Source organism: Actinoplanes sp. KI2, from assembly GCF_025630775.1.
GTDB lineage: Bacteria > Actinomycetota > Actinomycetes > Mycobacteriales > Micromonosporaceae > Actinoplanes.
The window spans coordinates 65,261-90,850 of record NZ_JAOSZE010000029.1 but is presented as its reverse complement, the minus strand read 5'-3'; the positions used below and the strand labels follow the sequence as shown (position 1 = coordinate 90,850).

Below are 25,590 nucleotides of genomic sequence, written 5' to 3'. Positions count from 1 at the left end.
AATTACTTGAATGTGTCGATGCATGTGGACCCGGACGCGCTCATGATCTACAAATAGCGCCGTGCGTCGTCTCCTGGTGGTTGTGCTGCTCCTGGCCGTGGGCTTCGGGATGGCGTTCGGGTTGAGCGGCGCGCTGCGGCTGTCCTGGGTCCCGGCGCAGGTGATGGCCGAGCCGTCCGGCGTGGCGCCGGTGCGTGCGGCGGTCCCGGCCGAGGTCGGGTCGGTGACGCTCAACCGCCATTCGCATCGGCTGGACGTGGCGGCGCGGGCGGTCACCGACGCCGGGCGGGGACATCGGGGCGTTCTGCGCGTGGTGGTCCGCGGCGACAACTCCGGCGAAACGTACCGGATCGATCGCACCGCCGACGGGTTCGTGCTGAGCGCCGACGGCGAGGCGGGCGCGGCCGCCGGCCTGTACGCCGTGGCCGATCGGATCCGATCGGGCGCGCCGATCGCGACCGGACAGAGCACCCCGAAACTGGGCCTGCGGCTGACCGACGCCGGCTCGGTCGGCCGCGAGCCCGACCCGCGGACGTGGAGCAAGGGCACCGACTACTCGCTCAACACCGACATCGTCACCGGCACGCTGCTGCCCCGGGCGCCCTGGGTCGACCGGGCCGCGGTGGATCGGGTGGCGGCCCAGTTCCGGCAGTTCATCGACCATTCCGTGGCGCAGGGCTACAACGGCGTCGTGGTGCCCGGCTTCCTCGAGTACGTGACGTTCGGCAAGGCCGTCTACCCGGCCGGCGACCCGCACATCGCCCGGGCGCAGGCGATGGTGCAGGCCTTCGCCCCGGTCTTCGGGTACGCGGCCGAGATGGGCGTGCGGGTCTACTTCCTGACCGACATGCTCGCGCTCTCCGGCCCGCTCGACGCCTACCTGACGAAGCAGAACGACCCCTGGCCGATCTACCAGGCCGGGCTGCGCGAGCTGTTCGCGAGCATGCCGTTCGCGGCGGGGCTGATGATCCGGGTCGGCGAGGGCGGATCGGCCTATCACGCGCCCGGCTGGGACTACTACTCACGGATCGCGGTCACCACGCCGGAGAAGGTCCGGGCGATGCTCACGGCGTTGCTGGCGGTGGCGGCCGAGGGCGACCGGGACATCATCTTCCGGACCTGGACGGTCGGCGTCGGTGCGGTCGGCGACCTGCACACCAATCCCGAGTCGTACGAGAAGGTGCTCGGCGGGCTGCACGACCCGCACCTGATCGTCTCGACCAAGTTCACGCTCGGCGACTTCTACGGCCACCTGCCGCTGAACACCACGTTCGGCGTGGGCGACCAGCGGCGGATCGTGGAGTTCCAGGGCCGGCGCGAGTTCGAGGGCTTCGGCTCGCTGCCCAACGACCTGACCGCGCTGCACGCGTCGGCGCTGCGGCAGCTGCTGGCGGAGAACCCGCGCATCGAGGGCGTCTGGCTGTGGACCCAGGACGGCGGCCCGCTCAAGGCCGGACCGATGACCCTCTATCTGCGTACGGGTTTCTGGCAGCTCTACGACCTCAACGCGTACGCGATGGCCCGCCTCGCCGGGCAACCCGACGCCGACCCGGCCGGGATTACCGCCGACTGGGTGCGCCAGACGTTCTCGGCCGATCCGGCGACGGCGACCGCGGTCGGCCACATGTTCGCCATGTCGCGGGAGGCGATCACGAAGGGCCTCTATCTCACGCCGTACGCGGACAACTCGGTCAAGGCGCTCGGCCTCGAACCGCCGCCGATGATGTGGATCTTCGAGTGGGACATCGTCACCGGCGACTCGGCGGTGCTGGACAGCATCTATGCGATCGGACGCGACCGGGTCGACGAAACGATCGCGGCCGGCGACCGGGCGATCGCCCTCGCCGATCAGCAACGCTCGCTGGTCAGCGCGACCGATCCCGCGACCTGGCGTGATCCGGCGCTGCGGGCGCAACTGCTCGCGGCGCTCGACTACCAGAGCGATCTGTTCCGCACCCTCGGCGCCTACCGGACGATGGTGCTGCGCCGGGCCCAGTGGATCGACACCGGCTCGGCCGCGGCCCGGTCGCAATGGCAGCAGGCCGAGAAGGTGTACGAGGCGGCGCGCGCCACCCACGTGCGCCGGTACAGCGGCGACGTCACCCTGCCGGCCTACAACTTCACGGCCGCCGACCTGGGGATGCGCCGTTTCGATCGCGACCCGCTCATGGCGGTTCTCGCCCGCGTCCTGCTCGGCGTGCTGATCGTGTCCGTCCTGGTTCCCTGGCGACCGCTACGCGCGCTGTGGACCGCTGCGATCATGCCGTGGCGCGCCGGCGCGCCCGCGGCCGACCACGCGCGGTGGGTCGCCATCCTCTTCCCCGCCGCCGTGCTGGTGCTCAGTCGCGGGATCCACACCTGGTTCGCCGCGCCCGCCGAACTGCTCGTCACGCTCGGCTGCTGGGCGCTGTTCGCGCTGGTCGTCCGCCTCCTCGTGCGCGGCCGCGACCCCTATCCGCTGTGGACCGTCATCGGCGGGGTCGCGCTGCTGCGCTCGGCGCTGCTGCTGGCCGCCCTGGCGATCCGCGGCCCGGGACACTACTGGTTCGAGTTCTGGACGAATCCGACCGCTCGCTCGGCGTACGTGACGATCGGTTTTGCTCTTTTCGGTTGGCTCTTCGTCGCGACCGGATCGGTGCTGCGCACCCGATACTGCTGGTCCCGCCGCCGCGTCGCGGGCGCGGTCACGCTCGCCGGCGGCCTGCCGATGCTCGCCCTCGGCGCGCTGATCTGGTCGGTCGGTCTGGAACGCTCGCTGACGATCTGGAACGACCAGATGGCGCTACTGCCCTGGGGTCTGCACCGCATCCTGGGCATGGTCACCTATCTGGGCATCCCGCCACAGCTGCCGCTCTGGCTTCTGGCGGTCGGCGCGCTGCTGACCGCCGTCGGTCTCGTGCTGACCTGGTCGGTCCGTCAGGGGCGGATCGCGGCGGCGTAAAGGACCTGGTGGTAGGTCCCGCCGTAGGGCGGTTTCGAGGACACCGGCCAGGCGGCGTAGAACAGCCCGCGGGAGACCGCGGTTCCGATGTAGTCGCCCGGGAAGGCGCCGCCGGCCTGCGCGGCATAGGTCAGGTCGGAGATCGGCCCCAGCCGCACCCGGCCGGGGAACGAGCGGCCCGCGTCGTAGGAGAAGGCCGCCCGCTGCCGCACGTATCGACCGTCGGCCACCGCGCTGTCCCGGACGCCGTAGGAGACGAGGACCCTTCCCGCGTACGCCGCGACGTCCGCATTGATCACCTGTGTGGTGGCGGTGCGGTCGGGGTTCACGGTGACCGGCGCGCTCCAGTGCACGCCGTCCGGCGAGGACGACTCCTGCAGCAGCGACAGGTCGGTGGACTGCCAGACCGCGTGCATCCGGCCGGTGACCGGATCGATCACGGCGGAGGGCAGGCAACAGCGCACGCCCGGCACGTCGCCGCCCACGTCGGTCGTGACGGTGACCGCGCCCGACCAGGTGCGGCCGCCGTCGTGCGAGGTGCGCGCCCGCAGCGGCACGCCGGGCTCGGCCGCCGCGGCGTCGGCCCGCGCCTCGGCCTGCTCGCGCTCGCGGTCCGGCGTCCGCCCGGTGCCGGTGTAGTCGAGGTAGACGTCGGTGATCGAGCCGTCGAGGTGCACGAGCGCCTGCGACGCCTGGGTGTCGGTGGCGTCGGGGGTGACCACGACGGCGGCGCTCCAGGTCCGTCCCCGGTCGTCCGACCAGCGGACCTGTTGCTTGGCGAAGTCGCCGACGAAGTAGCTCCAGAACTGGTAGACCCGGCCCCGGTAGGGCGAGCGGGCATTGTCGTCGACGGTCAGCCAGTTCTTGTCGTTGAAGATGGTGCAGTCGTTCGTCGACTGTGCCGTCGACGGCGGCTCGAACGTGGCGCCCCCGTCGGTCGACCGCGAGACCAGGACCACGCTGCGGCAGTCGGTGGCGCTGCTGTTGAAGGCGATCGTCGACAGGTAGAGCACACCGCCGGGCCCGAACGCGAGCACCGGGTCCGAGGCGCGGTCCCATGCGCCGCCGGCCGCCGTCGTGATGAACGGGACGGGCGCGTGCCGCCAGGTCCGCCCGCCGTCGCGGGTCCAGGCGTGGGTGATGCCGACCGCGCCGCCGTCGGAGTACCGGCCGTCGTGCCCGACCACGACCGCGACCCCGGGGTGCTCGGGGTCGGCGGCCGCGTCCGGCTCGACCAGGGTGTCCGGTTCCGAGCCCGCCGCGGGCGGCACGTCCTGACTCGCGGCCTGCCCGACGGTCAGCACCACCGGTTTGGCCTGCGCGACGCCCGCCTGCGCGACACCCGCCTGCGCGACACCCGCCTGCGCGACACCCGCCTGCGCGGCGCTCGCCGCCGGCGCGAGGGCCAGGATTACCGAGATCGAGAAGCCACCCGAAATGATCGCCCTGCGGACCGTACGCATGAGCACCCCCCAGTAGGCATCGATGCCTGTCACTCACACCCTGGCACGCCCGGTACCACGAGGCAACTCGGCCTACTTGCAGTCGACGTTGGGGTTGTCGGTGGCCAGCTCGCCGGCCGGATTGTCCTGGTAGAGCCACACATGCAGGTCGTAATGGATAGGCATGGTCGGCTGGCCGGGCGGCAGCGGGTGACCCGTCATCGGGCCGTTGAACGGAATGCCGAACAGCGTGGGCCGGTCGTTGTCGGTCTTCAGGTCCTGGTCGGCGTCGGCGCGGAAGAACTCGAGCGCGGCCAATCGCACGGGCGCGCCGGCGACGGGTTCGTAGATCAGGATGTCCGGCAGGGTCGGGTCGATGTTCGTGTCGGCGGCCAGCGACCGCTGCACGTAGTGCAGGCCCATCCCCGGCACGCACTGCGTGGTGGGCAGATAGCCGGCCGCGATCGCATTCTTGACGTCGCGGAACTGCCGGGTCGCGTGCAGCAGCACGGACCGCTGCCAGACCGTGAGAGCCGCCGTGCCGTTGGACAGGTCCGGCGGCCGGGCGAGAGCCGGCCCGGAGGTTGCTGTGACGGCGCAGACGGCCGCCAGCATCGCCGCAACATGTCGGCGTAGGCGCCCAGGCTTGATGACCATGACGAATGTCCCCTCCGGCCAGTCCGGACATTCCGGACTCCAAAGAGGATCTTTCCGGCGGCCGTCGAGGCGGGGACCGTTATCCGGAGCCATCGCCCGGTTGAGTGACGGCCTCCTTCTTATCGTGGTGCCGTGCTCAGCGGCACCACATCGGGCGCGCCCAGCCGGGCCGCGTCCGCGGTCTCGTCGTCCGGCTGTTCCTGGGAACGCCGCTCCGCCTCGACCCGTAACCGATAGTTCTCCACCTCCCGCTCGGTCTGCTCCTCGCTCCAGCCCAGCACCCCGGCCACCAGCGATGCCGCCACCGGTGCCGCCGCGACCCCGCGGTCGAAGGTCTCGATCGAGATTCGGGTACGGCGGGTGAGCAGGTCCTCCAGGTGCCGCGCGCCCTCGTGGCTGGCCGCGTACCGCAGCTCGGCGCGCAGATAGGTGTCGGCGCCCTCGACCGGGCCGGCCAGCGACGGGTCGGCCGCGACCAGGTCGAGCACCTCGGTGACCAGCGTGCCGTACCGGCCGAGCAGGTGCTCGACCCGGGCCACGTGCAGGCCGGACTCGGCGGCCAGCAGCCGCCGCCGGTTCCACAGCGCGGCGAAGCCGTCGGCGCCGAGCAGCGGCACCGACTGGGTGCAGGACGGCGGGACCGAGCGGCCCAGCCCGTGCACGCAGGCGTCCACGGCGTCGCGGGCCATCACCCGGTACGTCGTGTACTTGCCGCCGGCCACCACGACCAGGCCCGGGACCGGGCTGCCGACCGTGTGCTCCCGGGACAGCTGCGACGTCGACTCGGACTCGCCGGAGAGCAGCGGCCGCAGGCCGGCGTAGACGCCTTGGACGTCCGCCCTGGTCAGCGGCGTGGACAGCACCGAGTTGACGTGTTCGAGCAGGTAATCGATGTCGGTGCTGGACGCCGCCGGGTGCACCTTGTCGAGGGTCCAGTCGGTGTCGGTGGTGCCGATGATCCAGTGCCGGCCCCAGGGGATCACGAACAGCACGCTCTTCTCGGTGCGCAGGATCAGCCCGGTCCGGGACTGGATCCGGTCCCGCGGCACGACCAGGTGGATGCCCTTGGACGCGCGCACGTGGAACTGGCCGCGCTCGCCGACCAGCGCCTGGGTGTCGTCGGTCCACACGCCGGTCGCGTTGATCACCTGCTGGGCGCGGATCTCGAAGGACCGGTCGTGCTCGAGGTCGTGCACGCGGACCCCGGTGACCCGCTCGCCCTCCCGCAGGAAACCGATGACCTCGGTACGCGAGGCGACGTGCGCCCCGTACGAGGCGGCCGTCCGGGCCAGGAACATGGTGTGCCGCGCGTCGTCGACCTGGGCGTCGTAGTACTGCAACGCCCCGACCAGCGACTCCTTCCTGAGCGCCGGGCATTCGCGGAGCGCACCGCGCAGCGACAGGTGGCGGTGGTGCGGCAGCCCGCCGTTCATCGCCATGGTGTCGTAGAGCGTGACGCCGGCCCCGGCGTACAGGCGCTCCCAGGCCCGATGTTGCAGCGGATAGAGGAAGCGGACCGGCCGGACCAGGTGCGGCGCCAGCCGGGTGAGCAGCAGTCCGCGCTCCCGCAGCGCCTCGCGGACCAGCGCGAAGTCGAGCATCTCCAGGTAGCGCAGCCCGCCGTGGATCAGCTTGCTGGACCGGCTGGAGGTGCCGGAGGCGAAGTCGCGCGCCTCGACCAGCCCGACCGTGAGGCCGCGGGTGGCGGCGTCGAGGGCGCAGCCCGCGCCCACCACGCCGCCGCCCACGACCAGTACGTCGAGCTCGGCGCCGGCCAGCGCGGCCAGCGCCGAATCCCGATACTCCGGTGACAGAGCAACCATCAGTCCACGTCCACCCAGTCGAGAGTGCGTTGCACCGCCTTCTTCCACCGTGCATACCCATCGGTGCGCTGTTCATCCGTCCAGGTGGGCTGCCAACGCTGGGATTCGTTCCAGTTGTCCCGCAGCTCGTCGGTCGACTTCCAGAAGCCGACCGCGAGACCGGCCGCGTAGGCCGCGCCCAGCGCGGTCGTCTCGGCCACGACCGGCCGGCTGACCGGCACGCCGAGCACGTCCGCCTGGATCTGCATGCACAGGTTGTTGGCGGTGATGCCGCCGTCGACCTTGAGCACGTCCAGCCGGACGCCCGAGTCCTGCGCCATCGCGTCCATCACGTCGCGGCTCTGGTAGCAGATCGCCTCGAGGGTGGCCCGGGCGATGTGCGCGCTCGTGTTGAACCGGGACAGGCCGACGATCGCGCCGCGGGCGTCGGAGCGCCAGTACGGCGCGAACAGGCCGGAGAACGCCGGCACGAAGCAGACGCCGCCGCTGTCCGGCACCGTGGCGGCCAGGGTCTCGCTCTCGGCCGCCGAGTCGATCACGTGGAGCTGGTCGCGCAGCCACTGCACGGCCGAGCCGGTCACCGCGATCGAGCCCTCCAGCGCGTAGACCGCCGGAGCGTCGCCGAGCTTGTAGCAGACCGTGGTGAGCAGGCCGTTCTCCGAGCGTACGAGTTCGGTCCCGGTGTTGAGCAGCATGAAGTTGCCGGTGCCGTAGGTGTTCTTGGCCTCGCCGGGCGAGAAGCAGACCTGCCCGACGGTGGCCGCCTGCTGGTCGCCGAGGTCACCGGTGAGCGGCACCTCGCCGCCCAGCGGCCCCGGCCAGCGGGCCACGCCGTACGTGTGGGGATCGGACGACGGCCGGATCTCCGGGAGCATCGACCGCGGGATGTTGAAGAAGCTGAGCAGCTCGTCGTCCCAGTCCAGCGTTTCCAGGTTCATCAGCATGGTGCGACTGGCGTTGGTGACGTCGGTGACGTGGTTGCCGCCGTCGATCCCGCCGGTCATGTTCCACAGCAGCCAGCTGTCGGTGTTGCCGAAGATCGCGTCGCCGCGCTCGGCCGCCTCCCGCACCCCGTCGACGTTCTCCAGGATCCATTGGATCTTGCCGCCGGAGAAGTACGTGGCCGGGGGCAGCCCGGCCTTGCGGCGGATCACGTCGCCCCGGCCGTCCCGGTCCAGCGCGGACGCGATCCGGTCGGTGCGGGTGTCCTGCCAGACGATCGCGTTGTAGTACGGCCGGCCGGTGCGCCGGTCCCACACCACGGCGGTCTCCCGCTGGTTCGTGATGCCGAGCGCGGCCAGGTCGGTGGCCTGCAGATTCGCGTTCTGCATCGCGGTGCGCACGACGGTGGTGGTGCGGTCGAGGATCTCCACCGGGTTGTGCTCGACCCAGCCGGCCTGCGGCAGGATCTGCTCGTGCTCGAGTTGGTGCCGGGCCACCTCGTTACCGCCGTGATCGAAGATCATGAAACGGGTGCTGGTCGTGCCCTGGTCCACGGCTCCGACGAAGTCAGCCACGGCTTGCCTCCACTCTCTCTTCTCCGGGCGGGGTCGGGATCCGGCCGGGCTCCTGCGGCTCGTCCGGGGACGGCAGGAACCGCGCGATCAACCACTGGTACAGGCCGGCGCCCAGCACACCGCCGATGACGGGTGCGACGATCGGGATCCAGAAATAGAGATACCCGGTCTGGTCCCGGAAAGCACCGCCATAGCCGGTGAGGAAGCTGGCGAGTCGCGGGCCGAAGTCGCGGGCCGGGTTGATCGCGTACCCGGCGTTGGTGCCCCACGCCATGCCGATCCCGACCACGATCAGGCCGATGATGAAGGGCGCCAGGTTCGCGGCGGGCGAGGTGTTCCGCTCGTCGGTGATGGCCAGGATCAGGAACAGCAGGATGGCCGTGCCGACGATCTGGTCGAGGAACGCGGTCCAGTGCGATACCGGCAGCGCCCCGTTGCCGGGCAGGGTCGAGAACACGCCCTGCGTCTTGATCGTCAGGAACGGGTCCTTCGCGTGCAGCACGTCGCTGTAGGTCCAGCGGACGATCAGGGCGGCGACGAACGCCCCGAGGAACTGCGCGAGGGAGTACGGGACGACCTTGCGCCAGGCGAAGCCCTTGAAGACCGCCAGCGCGACGGTGACGGCCGGGTTGAGGTGCGCGCCGCTGGTCCGGGCCGCGACGTAGACGCCGAGCACGACACCCAGGCCCCACGCCCACGCGATGCTGTCGTGGTCACCGAAGCCGCCCGCCACCACCTGCGCGACCACGCCGACGCCGAAGAGGATGAGGATCATGGTCCCGGCGAACTCGGCGATCAGTTCGCCCAGCAAGCCCGGGATCTTCAGACGTTCTGCCATGTGCCCTCCTTGCTCGATGCCGTGGACGCTAAGTAGCGGTCAGGACCCGAGCAATGAAGGGCGTTCGGCATTGTCGAACTTCGACAACGGTGCGCGTTCACACGGTGGCATAGAGTCGGTTACGTGCCCGGAACAGTGCAGTCGATCGAGCGGGCCGCCGCGATCCTGCGTCTGCTCGCCGGTGGACCGGGCCATCTGGCGCTGGGCGACATCGCCCGCTCCCTCGACCTGGCGAAGGGAACAACCCACGGCATATTGCGTACGCTGCAGCACGTCGGCTTCGTGGCGCAGGATCGCGCCTCGGGGCACTACAAGCTGGGCCCGGCCCTCCCCCACCTGGGCTCCGGCTACCTGGATGTCAACGAACTGCGCTCCCGCTCGATCAACTGGGCCGACCCGCTGGCCGCGCGCACCGGCGAGTCGGTCCGCATCGGCGCCCTCCGGGATGGACAGGCGCTCGTCGTGCACCACGTGTTCCGCCCCGACGACACGTTTCAGATCCTCGGCGTCGGCGCCACGCTGCCGCTGCACGCCACCGCGATCGGCAAGGTGCTGCTCGCGTACCGGGCGACCGGCCCCGAACCGGCCGAGGCGCTGGACCGCTTCACCCGCCGCACGATCCGCACGCCGCGCGCCCTGGCGGCCGAGCTTCAGCAGGTCCGCGACAACGGCTGGAGCCTGGAGGCGGAGGAGATGACGCCCGGCACCGCCTCGGTGGCCGCGCCGATCCGCGGGTACGGCGGCCTGGTGGTCGGCGCCATCGGCATCAACGGCCTGGTCGAGCGGATCTGCGACAGCCGCTACCGGCCGCACCGGCATCTCGTCGCCTACGTCCGGGACGCGGCCCGCGCCATCTCCCGGGAACTGGGAGCCGCCCGGCGCTGAGCCATCTTCGGGGGCCTCGAGGGGAGGGACCATGACCGAGCGTTATGTCGTCGCCATCGATCAGGGGACCACGTCCACCCGGTGCATCGTGTTCGACCGCCGCGGCCGGCTCGTCTCCCTGGCCCAGCAGGAGCACAAGCAGTTCTACCCCCGGCCGGGCTGGGTCGAGCACGACGCCGCCGAGATCTGGCGGCACGTCGAGCGGCTCGCCCCCGAGGCGCTGCGCAACGCCGGGATCACCGAGGAGCAGGTCGCCGCCGTCGGCATCGCCAACCAGCGGGAGACCACGCTGCTCTGGGACCGCGACACCGGCACTCCCGTCGGCCACGCGATCGTCTGGCAGGACACGCGTACGGATGATCTGGTCCGGTTCCTGAAGGAGTCCGACGGCGCGCCCGAGGTCGAGCACAGCTCGGCGCTGCCGATGACCACGTACTTCTCCGGGCCGCGAGTGAAGTGGCTCCTGGACGGCAACCCATCGCTGCGGGACCGGGCCGAACGCGGGGAGATCCTGTTCGGCACCATGGAGACCTGGCTGATCTGGAACCTGACCGGTGGCCTGCACGTCACCGACGTCACCAACGCCAGCCGCACGATGCTGCTCGACGTGCACAGCCTGGACTGGTCGCCGGCCGCGCTCGCCTTCTTCGGCGTCCCGCGGGCCATGCTGCCCGAGGTCCGGCCGTCGATCGGCGTCTTCGGCACCGCGGTGGCGGCCTTTCCGGGGGTACGCATCGGCGCCGCGCTCGGCGACCAGCAGGCGGCCCTGTTCGGGCAGACCTGCTTCGCCCCCGGCGAGGCGAAGTGCACGTACGGCACCGGCAGCTTCCTGCTCCTGAACACCGGCGACGAGCTGGTGCGATCGACGCACGGGCTGCTCAGCACGGTCGCCTACCAGATCGCGGGCGGGCCGGCCGCGTACGCGCTGGAAGGCTCGATCGCGATCACCGGCTCGCTGGTCCAGTGGTTCCGCGACCAGCTGGAGCTGATCGCCACCGCGCCCGAGATCGAGACGCTGGCCCGCACGGTCGCCGACAACGGCGGCTGCTACATCGTGCCGGCCTTCTCCGGCCTGTACGCGCCGTACTGGCGCAGCGAGGCGCGCGGCGTGATCGTGGGCCTGACCTCGTACATCACCAAAGGTCACCTGGCCCGGGCGGTGCTGGAGGCGACCGCGTGGCAGACCCGCGAGGTGGTGGACGCGATGAACGCCGACTCCGGCCTGGACCTGACCTCGCTGCGGGTGGACGGCGGGATGACCGCGGACAACCTGCTCATGCAGTTCATCGCCGACGTGCTGGACGTGCCGGTGGTCCGCCCGCTCGCCGCCGAGACGGTGTCGCTGGGCGCGGCGTACGCGGCCGGGCTCGCGGTGGGCTACTGGCCGGACCTGGAGGGGTTGCGGCAGAACTGGCACCGGGCCGCGCAGTGGCTGCCCACCATGGACCCGCAGATCCGCACGGTCGAGTACGGCAACTGGCGGCGCGCGGTCGAGCGCACCTTCGACTGGACCCGCCCTTCCTGACCGGTCCCTGCGTAATCGTTTTCCGGCGCCCCTTGGGGGTTTCTGGTCGGCCGTAACCCATTGGCAGAATCCGTCGTCCGGTACTTCACTGTATTCGCGCGCACTCATATCCCCGCATTCTCACGACTGGGAGTCGCGCATGCCCACTCGACGGCAACTGCTGAAAACGGGCGCCATTGCCGGTGCCGCCGCACTCGTTCCCGCGGGAATTCTTCTGCGTACCGGAACCGCATTGGCTCAGCCGGTGCCCGGCGGCACGCTCGACCCCACGACCATTCCCAAGTACGTGACGCCGCTGTTCGTCATACCGGCGATGCCCTCGTCGGGATCGACGTCGAGCATGGACGGATATTCGATCGCGGCCGGCCGGTTCCGGCAGCAGATCCTGCCGGCCGGCTTCGGCTCGACGACCGTGCTCGGGTTCGGTTCGACGACCGACTCGCGGACCTTCCACACGCCCGCGTACACGATCGAGGCGATCGTCGGCCGCCCGGTCCGCGCCACCTGGTGGAACCGCATGGTGGACAGCCAGAACAACTTCGTGCCGCACCCGCTGACGGTGGATCCGACGGTCCACTGGGCCAACCCGCCGGGCGGGGTGAGCGGCCGCGACGACACGCCGGGCTTTACCTCGACGCCGCCGCCGTACACCGGTCCGATCCCGCTGGTCGTCCACCTGCACGGCGGGCACACCCACGAGGACAGCGACGGGTACCCGGAGGCGTGGACCCTGCCGGCGGCGAGAAACATCCCCCAGGGGTACGCCACGGTCGGCTCCTACTGGGACCGGTTCAGCCAGGCGGCCCACGCCCGGTTCGGTGGCCTGTGGGCCCCGGGCAGGGCGGTCCTGCAGTACACGAACGACCAGCGCGCCACGATGCTCTGGTATCACAGCCACGAGCTCGGCCTGACCCGGGTGAACGTCAACGCCGGGCTGTCCGGCCTGTACCTGCTGCGCGGCGGCGCGACCGATGTCGCCGCCGGGGTGCTGCCCGGTCCGGCGCCGCGGGCCGGCGATCCGCCGGGCACGCGGTACTACGAGATCCCGCTGGTCATCCAGGACAAGTCGTTCAATGCCGACGGTTCGCTGTTCTTCCCCACGAGCCGCGGGTTCTTCGGCGACACCCCGCCGGACGGGCCGTGGCTGCCGGCGAGCGACACCTCGCCCTACTGGAACCCGGAGTTCTTCGGAAACACCAACCTGGTCAACGGCGGCACCTGGCCGACCCTGGCCGTGGAGCCGCGCCGCTACCGGTTCCGGGTCCTGAACGCCTGCAACGCCCGCACCTACCTGCTGAAGATCGTGACCGACCCGACGGCGGCACGGCCGGCGACCGCGGCCCTGCCGATGTGGGTCATCGGCGCGGACGGCGGACTGCTGCCGGCCCCCGCCGCGGTGGACACGGCCTGGCTGGGCGTGGCGGAGCGGCTCGACGTGATCGTCGACTTCACCGGTCTCCCGGTCGGCACGCGGCTCCACCTGATCAACGAGGGGCCGGACGAGCCGTACGGCGGCGGTGCACCGGGCGTGGACTTCGAACCCGCCGACACCGGCACCACCGGCCAGATCATGCAGTTCGTCGTCGGCCCGCCGGCCTCCCGGGACACCAGCGTGCCGCCGGGCCGCCTGCGCCTGCCGTCGGTCGCCATGCCGGGCGCCGCCTCGGTCACCCGGACGCTGTCGCTGAACGAGATGGACTCCGCGGACTTCCCGGACGCACCGGATGTCGGCCTGCTCGGCACGATGAACCCGGACGGCACGCCCAACCCGCTGCACTGGGACGCGCCGGTGACCGAGAACCCGCGGGCCGGGGCCACCGAGATCTGGGAGTTCCACAACTTCACCGACGACGGGCACCCGATCCACCTACACCTCGTGGAGTTCAAGGTGCTCGACCGGCGGCCGTTCGGCGGCGCCGCGACCGGCCCGCAGAGCTGGGAGTCCGGTACCAAGGACACGGTGGTGGCGCTGCCCGGGCAGACCACCCGGATCAAGGCCACCTTCGACCTGTCCGGCCGGTTCGTCTGGCACTGCCACATCCTCGATCACGAGGACAACGACATGATGCGCCCCTACCAGGTCGGTTAGGCGGGAACCCGGATGCGCGGGACCCGGTGGGCGGCGATCGGATGCGGGGTCGCGGCCGGTGTGCTGCTGGCGTTGGGCGCACCGGCCGGGCCGGCCGCCGCGCACGCCGACCTGCTGCGCACCGACCCGCCCGCCGGGACGGTCGTCGGCGGCCTGCCCGCGGCCGTCACGCTCTTCTTCAGCGAGCCGGTGCAGCCGGTCGCGGCCCAGATCCGGGTGATCGCCCCGGACGGCGGCCGGGCCGACGGCGAGCGGGTCAGCGAGCGGGCCACCGCGACGGTCCGGGTCCCGCTGCGCGCCGGCGGCCCGACCGGCACGTACGCGCTGAGCTACCGGGTCGTCTCCGACGACGGGCACCCGATGGTCGGCGTCCTGACGTTCTCGGTCGGCGCGCCGTCGGCCGTCCCGCCGATACCGGTCGCCGCCGACGCGCCCGCCGTCGCCGCCCCGCTGGTGCTCGCCATGGGTGCGGCACACCTCGCGGCCGTCGCCGGGCTCGCGCTGCTGGCCGGTCCGGTGCTGTTCCTGTGGCGGCTCTGGCCGGCCGGGGTGGCCCGGCGCGGGGCACGCCGGCTCGCCCGGATCGGGCTCGTCGCGGTCGCCGCCGGCACGGTGGCCGAGCTGTGCCTGCAGGTTCCCTACGGTGCGGGCAGCGGTCCGGTGACCGGCGACGCCGTCCGGCAGGCGCTGGTCAGCCCGTACGGGCTGGCGCATCTGGCTCGGCTCGGCGTGCTCGCCGCGATCGCGGCGCCGCTGGGCCGGATGATCGCCGGCCGCGGCCGGCGGGCGCCGGTCGGCACGCTCGCGGTGCTGGTCCTGGCGGTGCTGGGCCTGGCGACGTGGCCGCTGGCCGGCCATCCGCGGACCTCGGCGCTGCCCGCGCTGACGGTGGTGGCCGACGCGGCGCATCTCGGCGCGCTCGGGCTGTGGCTCGGCGGCCTGGTGACCCTGCTGGCGTTCGTGCTGCCGCGGGCGAGCACGGCCGAGCTGTCGAGGGTGCTGCCGGCCTGGTCCCGATGGGCGCAGTGGGCGGTCGTGGTCCTGGTCGCGGCCGGCAGCGCCGAGGCGGTGGTGCAGGTCCGCGGATTCGGCCGGCTGGTGGACACCTCGTACGGCCGCCTGGTCCTGGTCAAGATTGCCGTGCTGGCCGTGGTGCTGGCGGTCGCCGGACACTCCCGGCGGCTGGTGGTGCGCAGGTTCGCCGCCGTGGAGCTGGACGACCGGTCGCCGGCGCCCGCGCTGGTGGCCGCGGCCGCCGGCGGTGGCGGCCCGCCTCCCGTCGACCGGCCCGCCGGCTCTCGGGCGCAGGCGGCACCCCCGTCGGCGCGTCGCCGGCTGCGGCGGGCGGTGCTGGCCGAGACGGCGGGCATCGGCGTGGTGCTCGCCGTGGCCATGGCGCTGGTGCAGACCGCTCCCCCGCCGGCGGGCGCGACGCCGGTCGACCCCGGCGCCGGTCGCGGGGTGGTGGGCGGCCTGTCCCACATGGGGATGCTGGTGGGCTCGACGGCCATGGTGCGGGTTCGTTTCTCACCGGCCGTGACCGGCATCAACCACGTCCAGGTCTACGCGTACGGCCGGGCCGGCGCCCCGCTGACGGTGCTGGGCTGGGCCGGTACAGCCGAGTTGCCGGGGCGGGCACCGCTCGGGATCCCGCTGATCAGGGTCAGCGGCAACCACGCGACCGCCGTCCTTGCGGTGCCGTGGCCGGGCACGTGGCGTCTGCGGTTCACCATCACGCTCCCCGCGGCGCAATCGGCGGTGGTCACCGGCACCGTCACCGTGCGGCCCGGATGACCGGCTCCTCCGTCTCGACCAGGCCCAGCGAGTGCGCGACGCGCAGCGAGCCGACGCGGTTGTGGGTGCCGAGCTTGCGGAACATGCGGGCCTGCGTGTTCTCCACCGTCTTGACGGCGATGCCGAGCGCGCGGGCGGTCTGCCGGACGGTGTGGCCCAGGGCGATCGACCGGAGGATCTCCGCCTCCCGCGGGGTGAGGTCGGGCAGCCCCGCGTCGCCGGCCGGGCCGAGATGCCGGCTGAGCAGGGCGCGGGCCTCGCCGGTGTCGATGGAAAGGTAGCCGCGGGAGACGACGGCCAGCACCGGCGGCAGGTCGTCGCGCACCCGTTCGGCGGCGACGATCGCGCAGACCCCGTGCAGCAGCAGGTCGGCCACCTGAGCCCGGCACAGCGGGCCGGAGTGCACCAGGACGGTCGGCGTGGTGCCGTCGTCGGCGCGCATCCACTCGGTCGCGCCCGGGTCCAGCAGGACGAGGACCACCGGGCCACGCTGCACCTCGTCCCACGGCTTGCCCACCAGGCACGGCTGGAGCTCCTGCTGCACGGCGACCCGGGCGGTGAGCAGGGCGGCGAGCACGGCCAGCCGGGTGGCCGGATCGGAGCCGCGCAGCACGACGAGCAGCTCCCCGCCGCCGGTGCGGTCCGGGGCCCGGTCGAGATCGTGGTCGAGCAGGCCCAGGCCGAGCATCCGGGCGACCGCCTCGCCCTGGTAGCCGACGCCGAGCTTGCGGTAGATGCGGTGCTTCGCCTTCTCGACCGCGGCCGGGGTCAGGCGCAGCAGTTCGGCGATCTGGGCCGCGGTGTGCCCGGCGGTCACCAGCGCCATGATCTTGCGCTCCTGGTCGTCGAGCAGGTTCTCGGCCATCTCGTCGGTGCGGTCGACGAACCGGCGCAGCAGCAGCAGAAGCGCGTCGAGGGCCCGGCTCGCCGGAATCAGGGCGTTCGCGCCGGCCTGCCAGGCGCGGTCCATCTCCGGTCCGGTCAGCCGGTCGTAGACCACGATCGTCCGGGTTCCGGCACACCGCCGATGGAACGCTTCGAGGGCGGCGAGGCTCGCTTCGACGTCGATGCCGACGTCGAAGAGGACGATGTCCGGCCGGCTCAGCCCGGTCAGGGCCGGCAGCGCGGCCTCGGGGATGTGTCCCACCACCTCGAGCCCGGGGGCGTGCTCGAGAATCGCGGCGAGACTGTCCCGGAAGAGCCGTCGATCAGAGGTGATCGCGATCCGGGTACGGCGGTCGTGCGCAGTGGCTTGCATAGCGGTTCCCACCGAGCGTTTAATGGGGGCGCCCGATTAACGTATGTAAGTGTATCCATGAATTCGACCACTTCGGATCACCCTTCGCACGCAGGGCGAAAATGGGTGGACGAGAAAGTCCCTTGGGGGTGGCCGATAAATCAGCATCATCTCCGCGTAAAACGCGAACAAGCCCGGCCGATCGCGGATCGGCCGGGCTTGCCGGTGATACGGAGTATCAGCGAAGGTCGAAGCGGTCCAGCTCCATGACCTTCGTCCAGGCCGCGACGAAGTCATTGACGAACTTCGTCTTCGCGTCGGCGCTGGCGTAGACCTCGGCGAGGGCGCGCAGCTGCGAGTTCGAGCCGAAGATGAGGTCGACCGCGCCGGCCGTCCACTTCAGCTCGCCGGTGGTAACGTCGCGGATCTCGTAGACGTGCTCCGCGGTCTCCGACGCCTTCCACCTGGTGCCCGGTGCGAGCAGGTTGACGAAGAAGTCGTTGGTCAGCTTGCCGGGCCGGTCGGTGAGCACACCCTGCTGCGAGCCGCCGACGTTGTTGCCCAGCGCACGCAGGCCGCCGACCAGGACGGTCATCTCCGGCGCGGTCAGGTTCAGCATGTACGCGCGGTCGACCAGCAGGATCTCGGGCTGGGTCTTCTCGCCGGGGCGCAGGTAGCTGCGGAAGCCGTCGGCCCGCGGCTCGAGGACCGCGAACGCGTCGACGTCGGTCTGCTCCTGGGTCGCGTCGGTGCGGCCCGGGTGGAACGGCACGGTCACCTCGACGCCGGCGTCCTTCGCCGCCTTCTCGACCGCGGCCGAGCCGGCCAGCACGATCAGGTCGGCCAGCGAGACCTTGGCGCCGCCGGCCGCGTTGAACTCCTGCTGGATCTTCTCGAGGACCGCGATGACATCCGCGGCGCCCCGGTTGACCTCCCAGCTGCGCTGCGGCTCGAGGCGCAGCCGGCCGCCGTTGGCGCCGCCGCGCTTGTCGGTGGAGCGGAAGCTCGCGGCCGACGCCCACGCGGTCGAGACCAGTTGGGCAACCGACAGGCCCGACTCGAAGACCTTTGCCTTGAGGGCGGTCACGTCGGCGTCGGAGACCAGCGGGCCCTCGGCGGCCGGCACCGGGTCCTGCCAGAGCTGCGGCTCCGCCACCCACGGGCCGAGGAAGCGGCTGACCGGGCCCATGTCGCGGTGCAGCAGCTTGTACCAGGCCTTGGCGAAGGCGAGCGCGAACTCGTCCGGGTTGGCCAGGAAGCGGCGGGAGATCTTCTCGTACGCCGGGTCGACGCGCAGCGACAGGTCGGTGGTCAGCATCGTGGGCACGTGCTTCTTGGACGGGTCGAACGCGTCCGGGATGATCGGCTCGGCGTTCTTGGCGACGTACTGCTTGCCGCCGCCCGGGCTGGTGGACAGCTCCCACTCGTACCCGAAAAGGATCTCGAAGAAGCGGTTGCTCCACTGCGTCGGCTTGTCGGTCCAGGTGACCTCGAGGCCGCTGGTGATCGCGTCGGCGCCCTTGCCGCTGGCGTTGGTGCTCAGCCAGCCCAGGCCCTGCGCCTCGATCGGGGCGGCCTCGGGCTCGGGGCCCACGTGATCGTCGGCCACGCCGGCGCCGTGGGTCTTGCCGAAGGTGTGTCCGCCGGCGATCAGCGCGACGGTCTCCTCGTCGTTCATCGCCATCCGGCGGAAGGTCTCGCGGATGAAGTGCGCCGCGGCGGCCGGGTCGGCGCTGGCGCGGGGGCCCTCCGGGTTGACGTAGATCAGGCCCATCTCGGTCGCGCCGACGGTGTCGTCGGTCATCGCGGAGTCCGAGACGTACCGGGTGTCGGCCAGCCAGGTGTCCTCCGGGCCCCAGATGATCTCGTCCGGCTCCCAGACGTCCGCCCGGCCGAAGCCGAAGCCGAAGGTCTTGAAGCCCATCGACTCGAGCGCGACGTTGCCGGCCAGCACCAGCAGGTCGGCCCAGGAGACCTTCTGGCCGTACTTGGCCTTGACCGGCCAGAGCAGGCGCCGGGCCTTGTCCAGGTTCGCGTTGTCCGGCCAGCTGTTGAGCGGGGCGAACCGCTGGCCGCCGTCGCCGGCGCCGCCCCGGCCGTCCTGGATGCGGTAGGTGCCCGCGGCGTGCCAGCTCATCCGGATCATGAGGCCGCCGTAGTGGCCGAAGTCGGCCGGCCACCAGTCCTGCGAGGTGGTGAGGACCTGGACGATGTCCTGCTTGAGGGCGTCGACGTCGAGCTTCGCGAACTCCTGGGCGTAGCTGAAGCTCGCGCCGAGCGGGTTGCCCTTGGCCGAGTGGGCGTGCAGCACCGACAGGTCGAGCTGGTTGGGCCACCAGTCCCGGTTCGTACGCGGACGTCCGGGGGTCTGCGGCGTGGGCGCGTCGATCGCCGGGTTCTCGCTTTCGCTGCCGTGCGCGACCGGACAGCCGCCGGCCTTGGGGTCCTGGGTGTCGCTCATCAGATTCCTTCCGAACAGTCGGGGCAGACGCCCCAATAGACGACCTCCGCCTCGTCGATCACGAAGCCGTGGTCGTTCGAGGCGGTGAGACAGGGGGCATGGCCGACGGCGCACTCGACGTCGGCGATGGCGCCGCAGGAGCGGCACACGACATGGTGGTGGTTGTCCCCGACCCGGGACTCGTAGCGCGCGGTCGCGCCGGCCGGCTGGATGCGCCGCACCAGACCGGCCTCGGTGAGCGCCCGCAGCACATCGTAGATCGCCTGGTGGGAGACCGCGGGGAGATCGGCCCGGACCAGCGCGATCACCGCGTCGGTGTCGACGTGGCGGTGGTCTCGCAGCGCCTCGAGCACCGCCAGCCGGGGGCGGGTCACGCGCAACGAGACCGAACGCAGCCGCGCCGCTGGATCGGACGTCACCCGACGAACATAGGACCTAATCTGGAATTAATCAAGATTGGCCACCTGGAGTTCACCTTCCGCTCCGGCGCCACCGCAGGCCGGCCCAGCTCACCGTCGTCGACTGCCTCTTCGTGGATGACGTTGTCGGGCTATGGCTGGATGATCTCTTCGCCTTCGTTGTGGGGAGGCTCGAACCGGGCGATGAAGTCGTCGAGCATGTGGGCGGTGACGACGAGGGCGTTGGCGTCGTCGCGGCGGTTGCGTTCGGTCAGGCGGCGTAGCAGTTCATCCCGGTCGACGAGCAGGTACAGCAGCCGCCAGCGGCCACCGGCGTGTACTACGAGGCGTTTGTAGTCCTCGCACAGCCCTCAACACTGCTTGACATCCATAGGAGTATCCGTCCCGGCGGCGTGCTCGGCCCGACTTGTCTCAGCCTGACAGGATCGCCGTCAGCAAACCCCGGCTCGGGAAGGCGGTCGCCGACTTGATCATCCTCTCCGAGCTCACGTGGGGGTACTGGGTTCTTCCGGGACTGCTGGTCGTGGCCTGGACGTGCCTGTGGTGGGCGAGCCGCAGCGCGCGGCTGTGGTTTGCCGGGCTGGCCCCGCTGGGGGCGATCGCCGTCATCCTGATCGGGGTGCTGGCGTGGGCGTCGCCGTCGAGGTCGGGGAACTCGTGCGTCGAGACGTACTGCCGGGGCGGGGGGCCGGAGGACCTGCAGACCCGGATCGCCGCTATGGGCGGCGGGCCGGGCGCGCAGATCGCGGTGTGCGGGCTGCTCGCCCTGATGGTTGCGGGCGCACTGACGATCGTCACGTACGCGGTGGAGACGACGCTGCTGGTTCGTCGCCATGAGCGGGCCGAGCGGGAGGCGGCCGCGGCGGATCAGCCGTGGAACTGAGAGTCGCGCCGTCAGGGTGCCGCCCCCAGGGTCACCTTGGTGCTTGCCGGCTGTCCGTTGCGGGTGTATTCGACGGTGACGGTCTCGCCCGGCGGCTTGGTCAGCGTGACGGCGGCCAGATCATCGGTGCTGGTGACCGGCTTTCCGTCCAGGGAGGTGATGACGTCGCCCTCCTTGATACCGGCCTTGGCCGCGGGGCCGCCCGGCACGACCGAGGCGACGTAGATGCCGCCCTGGCCACCGCTGGCGGCGGCCTCCGCCGATGGCACGGTCATGGCGCTGAGCCCGAAGTACGAGTGGGTCACCTTCCCCGTCGCGATGATCTGATCCGAGATGACCTTCGCCACGTCGACCGGGATCGCGAAGCCGAGGCCGATGTTGCCCGAGCTGCCGCCGCCGGATTCCGAGCTCGGTATCGTCGCGCCCGCCGACGGGACGCCTACGAGTTGGCCGGCACAGTTGGTCAGCGATCCGCCGCTGTTGCCGGGATTGATCGCCGCGTCGGTCTGCAGCGCGGACACGAGCAGGGCGTTCTGCCCCTTGTCACCCGGGACCGCGATCGTGCGGTCCAGGGCGCTGATGATCCCCGAGGTGACGGTGTTGGACAGTCCGAGTGGCGCGCCGAGGGCAACGACCGGCTCGCCGACGACCACGTTCTTCGAGGAGCCGAAGGGGATCACCGGCAGCGGCGGTTGCCCGTCGACCTTGATGACGGCCAGATCGGCCTTCGGATCCCGGCCGGTGATCGTCGCCGGTACCGTCCCGCCGTCGTTGAACAGGACCTCGACCTGACCGCCGGGGGCCGCGGCGATCGAGATGACGTGGTTGTTGGTGAGGATGTATCCGTTCTCTCGGATGACCTCGCCCGACCCGGTGCCTCCGCTGCTGCCGTTGGTGGCGGAGATCGTGACCACGGACGGCAGGGTCTTTCTCGCTACCGTCGTCGCGTTGCAGACGCTCGCGGTGCTTGCCTCGGATACACCGGCCGTACTGCTCGCGCTGGGCGCCCCGGCGTTCCCGGTGGAGCGGGTGGCGGCGACCAGCACGGCGCCGGCTACGCCACCGACGATCAAGGCGATCACCATGCCACCCCAGGTGATCCACCCGCCGGCCTTGCGCAGGACGATCTTGTCGCCGACAAGCACGCTGCGGCGCCCACCGTCCGGCGGCGGAGCGGCGGCCGGATCAGGGCCGTGACTTGAGCTTTCCACGTACTATCACCCTTGAAATGATCTTCGCTGGACATGGCAACAGCGATGCCGGTCCCCAGGAACGGCTGGTACACGCTGACCCGCGGTGGCCAGGTGAGCAGCGGCTCCATGATCTGCCACGTCCCCACGACGCCGTCCTGCCGCGTGAATTTGCACGCTGTTGCAGCTAGGCATGCAGAAACCGGCGCCAGGGTGGATTAAACCAAATGTCCGGGTGAGCCGGCCTCCTCCCGGCGGGATGAAAGCGGGTCGCCGGGGCCCTCACTCCCCCGCCGGTGAACGCCCGCATCGCGCGCGGGTCGTCCGGGGTTGCCCGGCCGGCCACGCCGATCACGACCGCGCGCACCCGGGCCGGGTCGAGATCGGCCAGCGCCCGCCGTGCCAACCGGCCCCAGTTCGGCGGCGGCCCGGTCTGCGCCGTGCGTGGCGGGGTTGCCGTCGTCGCCCTCGACGGTCGCCGGCCGGACGCCGGCGGCCGTGGCCACCGTGCGGCGGGTCGCGGTGCCGCGGAGTCCGCGCCGATGGCCAGGTCCGTCATCCGTCCACCGTGGACTTGCGGCCCGCGACGTTCGGCAGGACGCACCACAGCAGCACGACGACGGCGAGCGCGGCGGTCGGCCTGCCGGCCAGCAAGGCCCGCGCATTGCCGTACGGGGTCAGCCAGCGCACCAGGCCGCCGCCGGGATCGAGCGCGCCCAGCACGACGGTCACGCCCATCGGCACGACGATCGTCGCGGCCATCGCGAGCGGACGCCGCCGCACCAGCAGCCCGCACCCGGTGCCGACCGACTGCGCGATCAGCTGGACCAGCACCGATCCGAGGACGAGCACCGCCAGCCGCTCGGCCGGCGGCCGGGTGCCGCTGACGATCGCGGCCAGCAGCACGCCGGCCAGCGCGCAGCCGGCCGCGAGCGCTTCGGCGGCAAGGAGACGTCGGGACAGCCGGCGGTGCGGGCTTGTCACGGCGAGCACGCCGGTGAACGGCACCACGACCGAGATCGCCAGCTGGACCGGTGTGAGGATGTCGCGGAAGTCGGGGTGTGTCATGCCGGCCACGATGCTCGACCCGCCGGGGTCTCGGCGTCTGCCTTCGGTCGGCGCACCCTCGACTTTGGTAGGGGGTGCCGGCACCCGGGATCGGGCTAGCCTGACTCAGTGTCCGAGAGCCGGGTCCGAGACGTCGTCGCCGTGGTGGCCGCGCTCGCCGGGGGCGCGCTGCTGGTGGCCATCGGCGACGCGACCGGGCCGGTGCCGGGCCGGATCCCGTGGCAGGTGGACGTCGCCATCGGCGTGCCCGCCTGCTTCGCCCTGCTGCTGCGGCGCCGATGGCCGGTCGGCCTGGCGGCGGCCGTGGTGCCGCTCAGCGCCGTGTCCATCATGGCCAGTGGTGCGGTCCTGGGTGCTCTCTTCGGGCTGGCCCTGCGGCGCCGTTTCGCGGTGGCGGCCGGCTTCGCGGGGCTCTATCTGGCCACCTTGCCGATCTACCTGCTGCTGCAGTCCGAGCCGCGGCTGCCGATCTGGACGGACGTGGTGGTCCGCGTCGTGCTGGTCACCGCCACCCTGGGCTGGGGGCTGTACGCCCGGGAGCGCCACGCCCTGATCCGGCACCTCGACGAGCGCGCCACCCGGGCCGAGTCCGAGCAGGCGGCCCGGGTGGCCCAGGCGCGCCGGGACGAACGCGACCGGATCGCCCGCGAGATGCACGACGTGCTGGCCCATCGGCTCTCCATGGTCAGCCTGCACGCCGGGGCGCTGGAGCTGCACCCGGACCTCTCCCCCGACCTGCACGAGGCGGCCGGCGTGATCCGGTCCGGCGCGCACGACGCGCTCGAGGAACTGCGCGCGGTCATCGGGGTCCTGCGCGACGACACCGCGGCCGAGCCCGAGCCGCCGCAGCCGGGCCTCGCCGACGTGCACGACCTGGTGGCCGACGCCCGGCGCTGTGGCAGCGAGGTGTGCTTCGACGATCGGCTGGCCCGCGCGAGCGACCCGCCCGGCGCCACCGGCCGGGTTGCCTACCGCGTGGTGCAGGAGGCCTTGACCAACGCCCGCAAGCACGCCCCCGGCACGCCGGTCGACCTGGTCCTGGAGGGCGGCCCCGGCGACGGCCTGCGGATAGCGGTGAGCAATCCGGTGACCGCCGGTTCGGCGGGCGGCGCGGGGCAGGTCCCGGGTAGCGGGCTCGGACTGGTCGGGGTCGCCGAGCGGGTCGAGTTGGCCGGCGGGCTGCTGGCGCACGGCACGGCCGCCGGGCGGTTCCGCTTGGAAGTGCGGCTGCCGTGGCTGGCCTGAGGGTCCGAGTGGTGAACGTCCTGGAGGTGCGGCTGCCGTGGCCGGGCTGAGGGTCCGAGTGGTGAACGGCCTGGAGGTGCGGCTGCCGTGGCCGGCCTGAGGGTCCGAGTGGTGACCGTCCTGAAGGTGCGGCTGCCGTGGCCGGCCTGAGGGTCCGGGTGGTGATCGTCGATGACGACCCGCTGGTGCGCAGCGGGCTGCGGCTGCTGTTTGCCAGCGCGCCCGACCTCGAGGTGGTCGGCGAGGGTGCGGACGGCGCCGACGTGCCGCTGCTGGTGGACGCGCACTTCCCGGATGTGGTGCTGCTCGACGTACGGATGCCGCGGGTGGACGGGCTGGTGGCGGCCGAGCGGCTGGGCGCCCGACCGCGGCCGCCGCGGGTGGTCATGCTGACGACCTTTCACGCCGACGCGTACGTGCTGCGGGCGCTGCGGGCCGGTGCGAGTGGATATCTGCTCAAGGACGCGCCGCCCCGGGAGCTGATCGAGGCGGTGCGGCGGGTCGCGGCCGGGGAGCCGATCCTCAGTCCGGCCGTCACCCGGCGGCTCATCGAGCAGGTCGCCGATCCGGTGGAGCACGATCGCCGGGTGGGCGCCGCGGCGCTGCTCGATCGGGCGACCGGCCGGGAGCGGGAGGTGGCCGTCGCGGTCGGGCGCGGGTTGTCCAACGCGCAGATCGCGGACGAGCTCGGCATGGGGGTGCCCACGGTGAAGGCGCACGTGTCCCGGCTGCTGACCAAGCTGGACCTGGCGAACCGGGTGCAGCTGGCGCTGCTCGTGCACGACGCCGGAGCGGCGGAGGGCTAGGCCGGCGGGCGGGGCGTGTAGGCGACTCGGAAGAAACCGCGGACCGGGTGCCGCAAACCCAGGTTGTGGTCGAACGTGACCGGGCGGCCCGGTGCGCTGGTGTCCATGCCGATGGCTATGTCGTCCCGGCGGCCGCGGTTCGGGTCGTAGACCCGGACGGTCACCCGGGGGCCGTCCGCCTGGTAGCCGACGGCCAGCACCTGGTGGTTGAGGGCCAGGTCCTTCGGGTTGCGGGAGGCCACGGTCACCACGCCGATCGGGACCGGCAGGCCACGGTCGAGATCCTTCCGGATCTGCGGCCACTGCACCCGGACGGTGCGCCAGCCCAGGCCGCGCTCGGCGACTACCGGCCGGTTGAACAGCCGGACGACGTGGTCGCCGTCGGGCAGACTCATCCACTGGTAGTACTGCGCCACGCCGGCCGGGACGTGCCAGGAGTCGATCAGGCGGCTCACGATGAACTTGTACAGCGGGTCGCCCGCGGCCGGGCGGTCGAGCACGGCGTCCTTGCCGGCGAGGAAGTAGTCGAGGGCGGCGAAGACCATGCCGCCGCACAGGCCGCCGCCGGCGTTGCCGATGCCGATGTCGCCGAACGGGGTGGACAGGGTGAGGGCCGGCTGGTCGGGCCAGTCGTTGTCGAACGCGAAACCGTGCAGTGAAGGCAGAAAACTGTCCACCATCGGCTCACGGTAGCCCTCTCGCATCGGTGGCGAGAACGCCTGGTCAGCAGGTTGACATGGGCCGCGGTCGATCTTACGGTCAATCGGCAG

General features: G+C 71.8%; 20 protein-coding genes. 9 read left to right on the top strand and 11 right to left on the bottom strand.

Translation table 11 applies throughout. The annotated features are described in order from the left end of the window. Nucleotides 1–61: 61 nt before the first annotated feature. Entirely contained in the window at nucleotides 62–2,941 is a 2,880-nt protein-coding gene (locus ODJ79_RS29010; protein WP_263026774.1) for a hypothetical protein, read from the top strand. Here ODJ79_RS29010 and ODJ79_RS29005 read toward each other — a convergent pair. The 5 genes from ODJ79_RS29005 to ODJ79_RS28985 form a co-directional block, all read right to left on the bottom strand. Continuing rightward, entirely contained in the window at nucleotides 2,917–4,437 is a 1,521-nt protein-coding gene (locus ODJ79_RS29005) for a sialidase family protein (RefSeq protein WP_263026773.1), read from the bottom strand. The two genes, ODJ79_RS29010 and ODJ79_RS29005, sit on opposite strands and share 25 nt — an antisense overlap. Nucleotides 4,438–4,476: 39 nt before the next feature. After that, entirely contained in the window at nucleotides 4,477–4,998 is a 522-nt protein-coding gene (locus tag ODJ79_RS29000) for a hypothetical protein (RefSeq protein WP_263026772.1), read from the bottom strand. Between the two features lie 161 nt (nucleotides 4,999–5,159). Continuing rightward, on the bottom strand, nucleotides 5,160–6,863 hold the full coding sequence (locus ODJ79_RS28995) for a glycerol-3-phosphate dehydrogenase/oxidase (protein WP_263026771.1): 1,704 nt from the start codon (nucleotides 6,861–6,863) through the stop codon (nucleotides 5,160–5,162). Further along, nucleotides 6,863–8,380 carry a glycerol kinase GlpK gene (gene glpK / locus ODJ79_RS28990; protein ID WP_263026770.1) on the bottom strand — a complete coding sequence of 506 codons (1,518 nt, stop codon included), beginning with the start codon at nucleotides 8,378–8,380 and terminating at the stop codon, nucleotides 6,863–6,865. Before glpK (ODJ79_RS28990) ends, ODJ79_RS28995 begins: the two co-directional genes overlap by 1 nt. Beyond that, a complete protein-coding gene (locus ODJ79_RS28985) occupies nucleotides 8,373–9,218 on the bottom strand; it encodes an MIP/aquaporin family protein (RefSeq protein ID WP_263026769.1) in 846 nt (281 codons plus the stop codon). The genes glpK (ODJ79_RS28990) and ODJ79_RS28985 overlap by 8 nt, the downstream gene beginning before the upstream one ends. Nucleotides 9,219–9,341: 123 nt before the next feature. Between ODJ79_RS28985 and ODJ79_RS28980 the strand changes: the two genes are divergently transcribed. The 4 genes from ODJ79_RS28980 (at nucleotide 9,342) to ODJ79_RS28965 (ending at nucleotide 15,511) form a co-directional block, all read left to right on the top strand. Next, a complete protein-coding gene (locus ODJ79_RS28980) occupies nucleotides 9,342–10,103 on the top strand; it encodes an IclR family transcriptional regulator (protein ID WP_263026768.1) in 762 nt (253 codons plus the stop codon). A gap of 31 nt (nucleotides 10,104–10,134) precedes the next feature. Continuing rightward, on the top strand, nucleotides 10,135–11,628 hold the full coding sequence (gene glpK / locus ODJ79_RS28975; protein WP_263026767.1) for a glycerol kinase GlpK: 1,494 nt from the start codon (nucleotides 10,135–10,137) through the stop codon (nucleotides 11,626–11,628). 139 nt (nucleotides 11,629–11,767) lie between these two features. Continuing rightward, on the top strand, nucleotides 11,768–13,717 hold the full coding sequence (locus ODJ79_RS28970) for a multicopper oxidase family protein (protein WP_263026766.1): 1,950 nt from the start codon (nucleotides 11,768–11,770) through the stop codon (nucleotides 13,715–13,717). A gap of 12 nt (nucleotides 13,718–13,729) precedes the next feature. Further along, nucleotides 13,730–15,511 (top strand): copper resistance CopC family protein, encoded by a 1,782-nt coding sequence (locus tag ODJ79_RS28965; protein ID WP_263026765.1) that lies wholly within the window; start codon nucleotides 13,730–13,732, stop codon nucleotides 15,509–15,511. Here ODJ79_RS28965 and ODJ79_RS28960 read toward each other — a convergent pair. The 3 genes from ODJ79_RS28960 to ODJ79_RS28950 form a co-directional block, all read right to left on the bottom strand. After that, nucleotides 15,492–16,769, bottom strand: coding sequence for a LuxR C-terminal-related transcriptional regulator (locus ODJ79_RS28960; RefSeq protein WP_263026764.1), 1,278 nt, complete (start codon nucleotides 16,767–16,769; stop codon nucleotides 15,492–15,494). The genes ODJ79_RS28965 and ODJ79_RS28960 overlap by 20 nt on opposite strands. Before the next feature lie 217 nt (nucleotides 16,770–16,986). Further along, nucleotides 16,987–19,209: a catalase/peroxidase HPI gene (gene katG, locus ODJ79_RS28955; RefSeq protein ID WP_263026763.1), complete on the bottom strand. Its 2,223-nt coding sequence runs from the start codon at nucleotides 19,207–19,209 to the stop codon at nucleotides 16,987–16,989. After that, nucleotides 19,209–19,628 carry a Fur family transcriptional regulator gene (locus ODJ79_RS28950; protein WP_263026762.1) on the bottom strand — a complete coding sequence of 140 codons (420 nt, stop codon included), beginning with the start codon at nucleotides 19,626–19,628 and terminating at the stop codon, nucleotides 19,209–19,211. Before ODJ79_RS28950 ends, katG begins: the two co-directional genes overlap by 1 nt. Before the next feature lie 113 nt (nucleotides 19,629–19,741). Between ODJ79_RS28950 and ODJ79_RS28945 the strand changes: the two genes are divergently transcribed. Then, nucleotides 19,742–19,891 (top strand): hypothetical protein, encoded by a 150-nt coding sequence (locus ODJ79_RS28945; RefSeq protein WP_263026761.1) that lies wholly within the window; start codon nucleotides 19,742–19,744, stop codon nucleotides 19,889–19,891. 143 nt (nucleotides 19,892–20,034) lie between these two features. Continuing rightward, the gene (locus tag ODJ79_RS28940; protein ID WP_263026760.1) at nucleotides 20,035–20,511 is read left to right on the top strand and encodes a hypothetical protein; all 477 of its coding nucleotides are present in this window, start codon (nucleotides 20,035–20,037) and stop codon (nucleotides 20,509–20,511) included. Between the two features lie 11 nt (nucleotides 20,512–20,522). On the opposite strand, the gene ODJ79_RS28935 is transcribed toward ODJ79_RS28940, so the two are convergent. After that, on the bottom strand, nucleotides 20,523–21,722 hold the full coding sequence (locus ODJ79_RS28935; RefSeq protein ID WP_263026759.1) for a S1C family serine protease: 1,200 nt from the start codon (nucleotides 21,720–21,722) through the stop codon (nucleotides 20,523–20,525). A 534-nt stretch (nucleotides 21,723–22,256) separates the two neighbouring features. Beyond that, a complete protein-coding gene (locus tag ODJ79_RS28930; RefSeq protein ID WP_263026758.1) occupies nucleotides 22,257–22,769 on the bottom strand; it encodes a hypothetical protein in 513 nt (170 codons plus the stop codon). Between the two features lie 108 nt (nucleotides 22,770–22,877). On the opposite strand from ODJ79_RS28930, the gene ODJ79_RS28925 reads away from it, so the two are divergent. Together ODJ79_RS28925 and ODJ79_RS28920 are read left to right on the top strand one after the other, a co-directional pair. After that, on the top strand, nucleotides 22,878–24,014 hold the full coding sequence (locus ODJ79_RS28925; protein WP_263026757.1) for a sensor histidine kinase: 1,137 nt from the start codon (nucleotides 22,878–22,880) through the stop codon (nucleotides 24,012–24,014). A 137-nt stretch (nucleotides 24,015–24,151) separates the two neighbouring features. Further along, on the top strand, nucleotides 24,152–24,820 hold the full coding sequence (locus ODJ79_RS28920) for a response regulator (protein WP_263026756.1): 669 nt from the start codon (nucleotides 24,152–24,154) through the stop codon (nucleotides 24,818–24,820). Here the strand turns inward: ODJ79_RS28920 and ODJ79_RS28915 are convergent. Continuing rightward, on the bottom strand, nucleotides 24,817–25,500 hold the full coding sequence (locus ODJ79_RS28915) for a hypothetical protein (protein WP_263026755.1): 684 nt from the start codon (nucleotides 25,498–25,500) through the stop codon (nucleotides 24,817–24,819). The two genes, ODJ79_RS28920 and ODJ79_RS28915, sit on opposite strands and share 4 nt — an antisense overlap. Between the last annotated feature and the right edge of the window lie 90 nt (nucleotides 25,501–25,590).

What these genes read in the sequence shown, in the direction of transcription:
- ODJ79_RS29000 (WP_263026772.1), bottom strand. Translation starts at nt 4,998, where the DNA reads ATGCTGGCGGCCGTCTGCGCCGTCACAGCAACCTCCGGGCCGGCTCTC.
- ODJ79_RS28995 (WP_263026771.1), bottom strand. Translation starts at nt 6,863, where the DNA reads ATGGTTGCTCTGTCACCGGAGTATCGGGATTCGGCGCTGGCCGCGCTG.
- ODJ79_RS28985 (WP_263026769.1), bottom strand. Translation starts at nt 9,218, where the DNA reads ATGGCAGAACGTCTGAAGATCCCGGGCTTGCTGGGCGAACTGATCGCC.
- glpK (WP_263026767.1), top strand. Translation starts at nt 10,135, where the DNA reads ATGACCGAGCGTTATGTCGTCGCCATCGATCAGGGGACCACGTCCACC.
- ODJ79_RS28970 (WP_263026766.1), top strand. Translation starts at nt 11,768, where the DNA reads ATGCCCACTCGACGGCAACTGCTGAAAACGGGCGCCATTGCCGGTGCC.
- ODJ79_RS28965 (WP_263026765.1), top strand. Translation starts at nt 13,730, where the DNA reads ATGCGCGGGACCCGGTGGGCGGCGATCGGATGCGGGGTCGCGGCCGGT.
- ODJ79_RS28960 (WP_263026764.1), bottom strand. Translation starts at nt 16,769, where the DNA reads ATGCAAGCCACTGCGCACGACCGCCGTACCCGGATCGCGATCACCTCT.
- katG (WP_263026763.1), bottom strand. Translation starts at nt 19,209, where the DNA reads ATGAGCGACACCCAGGACCCCAAGGCCGGCGGCTGTCCGGTCGCGCAC.
- ODJ79_RS28930 (WP_263026758.1), bottom strand. Translation starts at nt 22,769, where the DNA reads ATGACACACCCCGACTTCCGCGACATCCTCACACCGGTCCAGCTGGCG.
- ODJ79_RS28915 (WP_263026755.1), bottom strand. Translation starts at nt 25,500, where the DNA reads ATGGTGGACAGTTTTCTGCCTTCACTGCACGGTTTCGCGTTCGACAAC.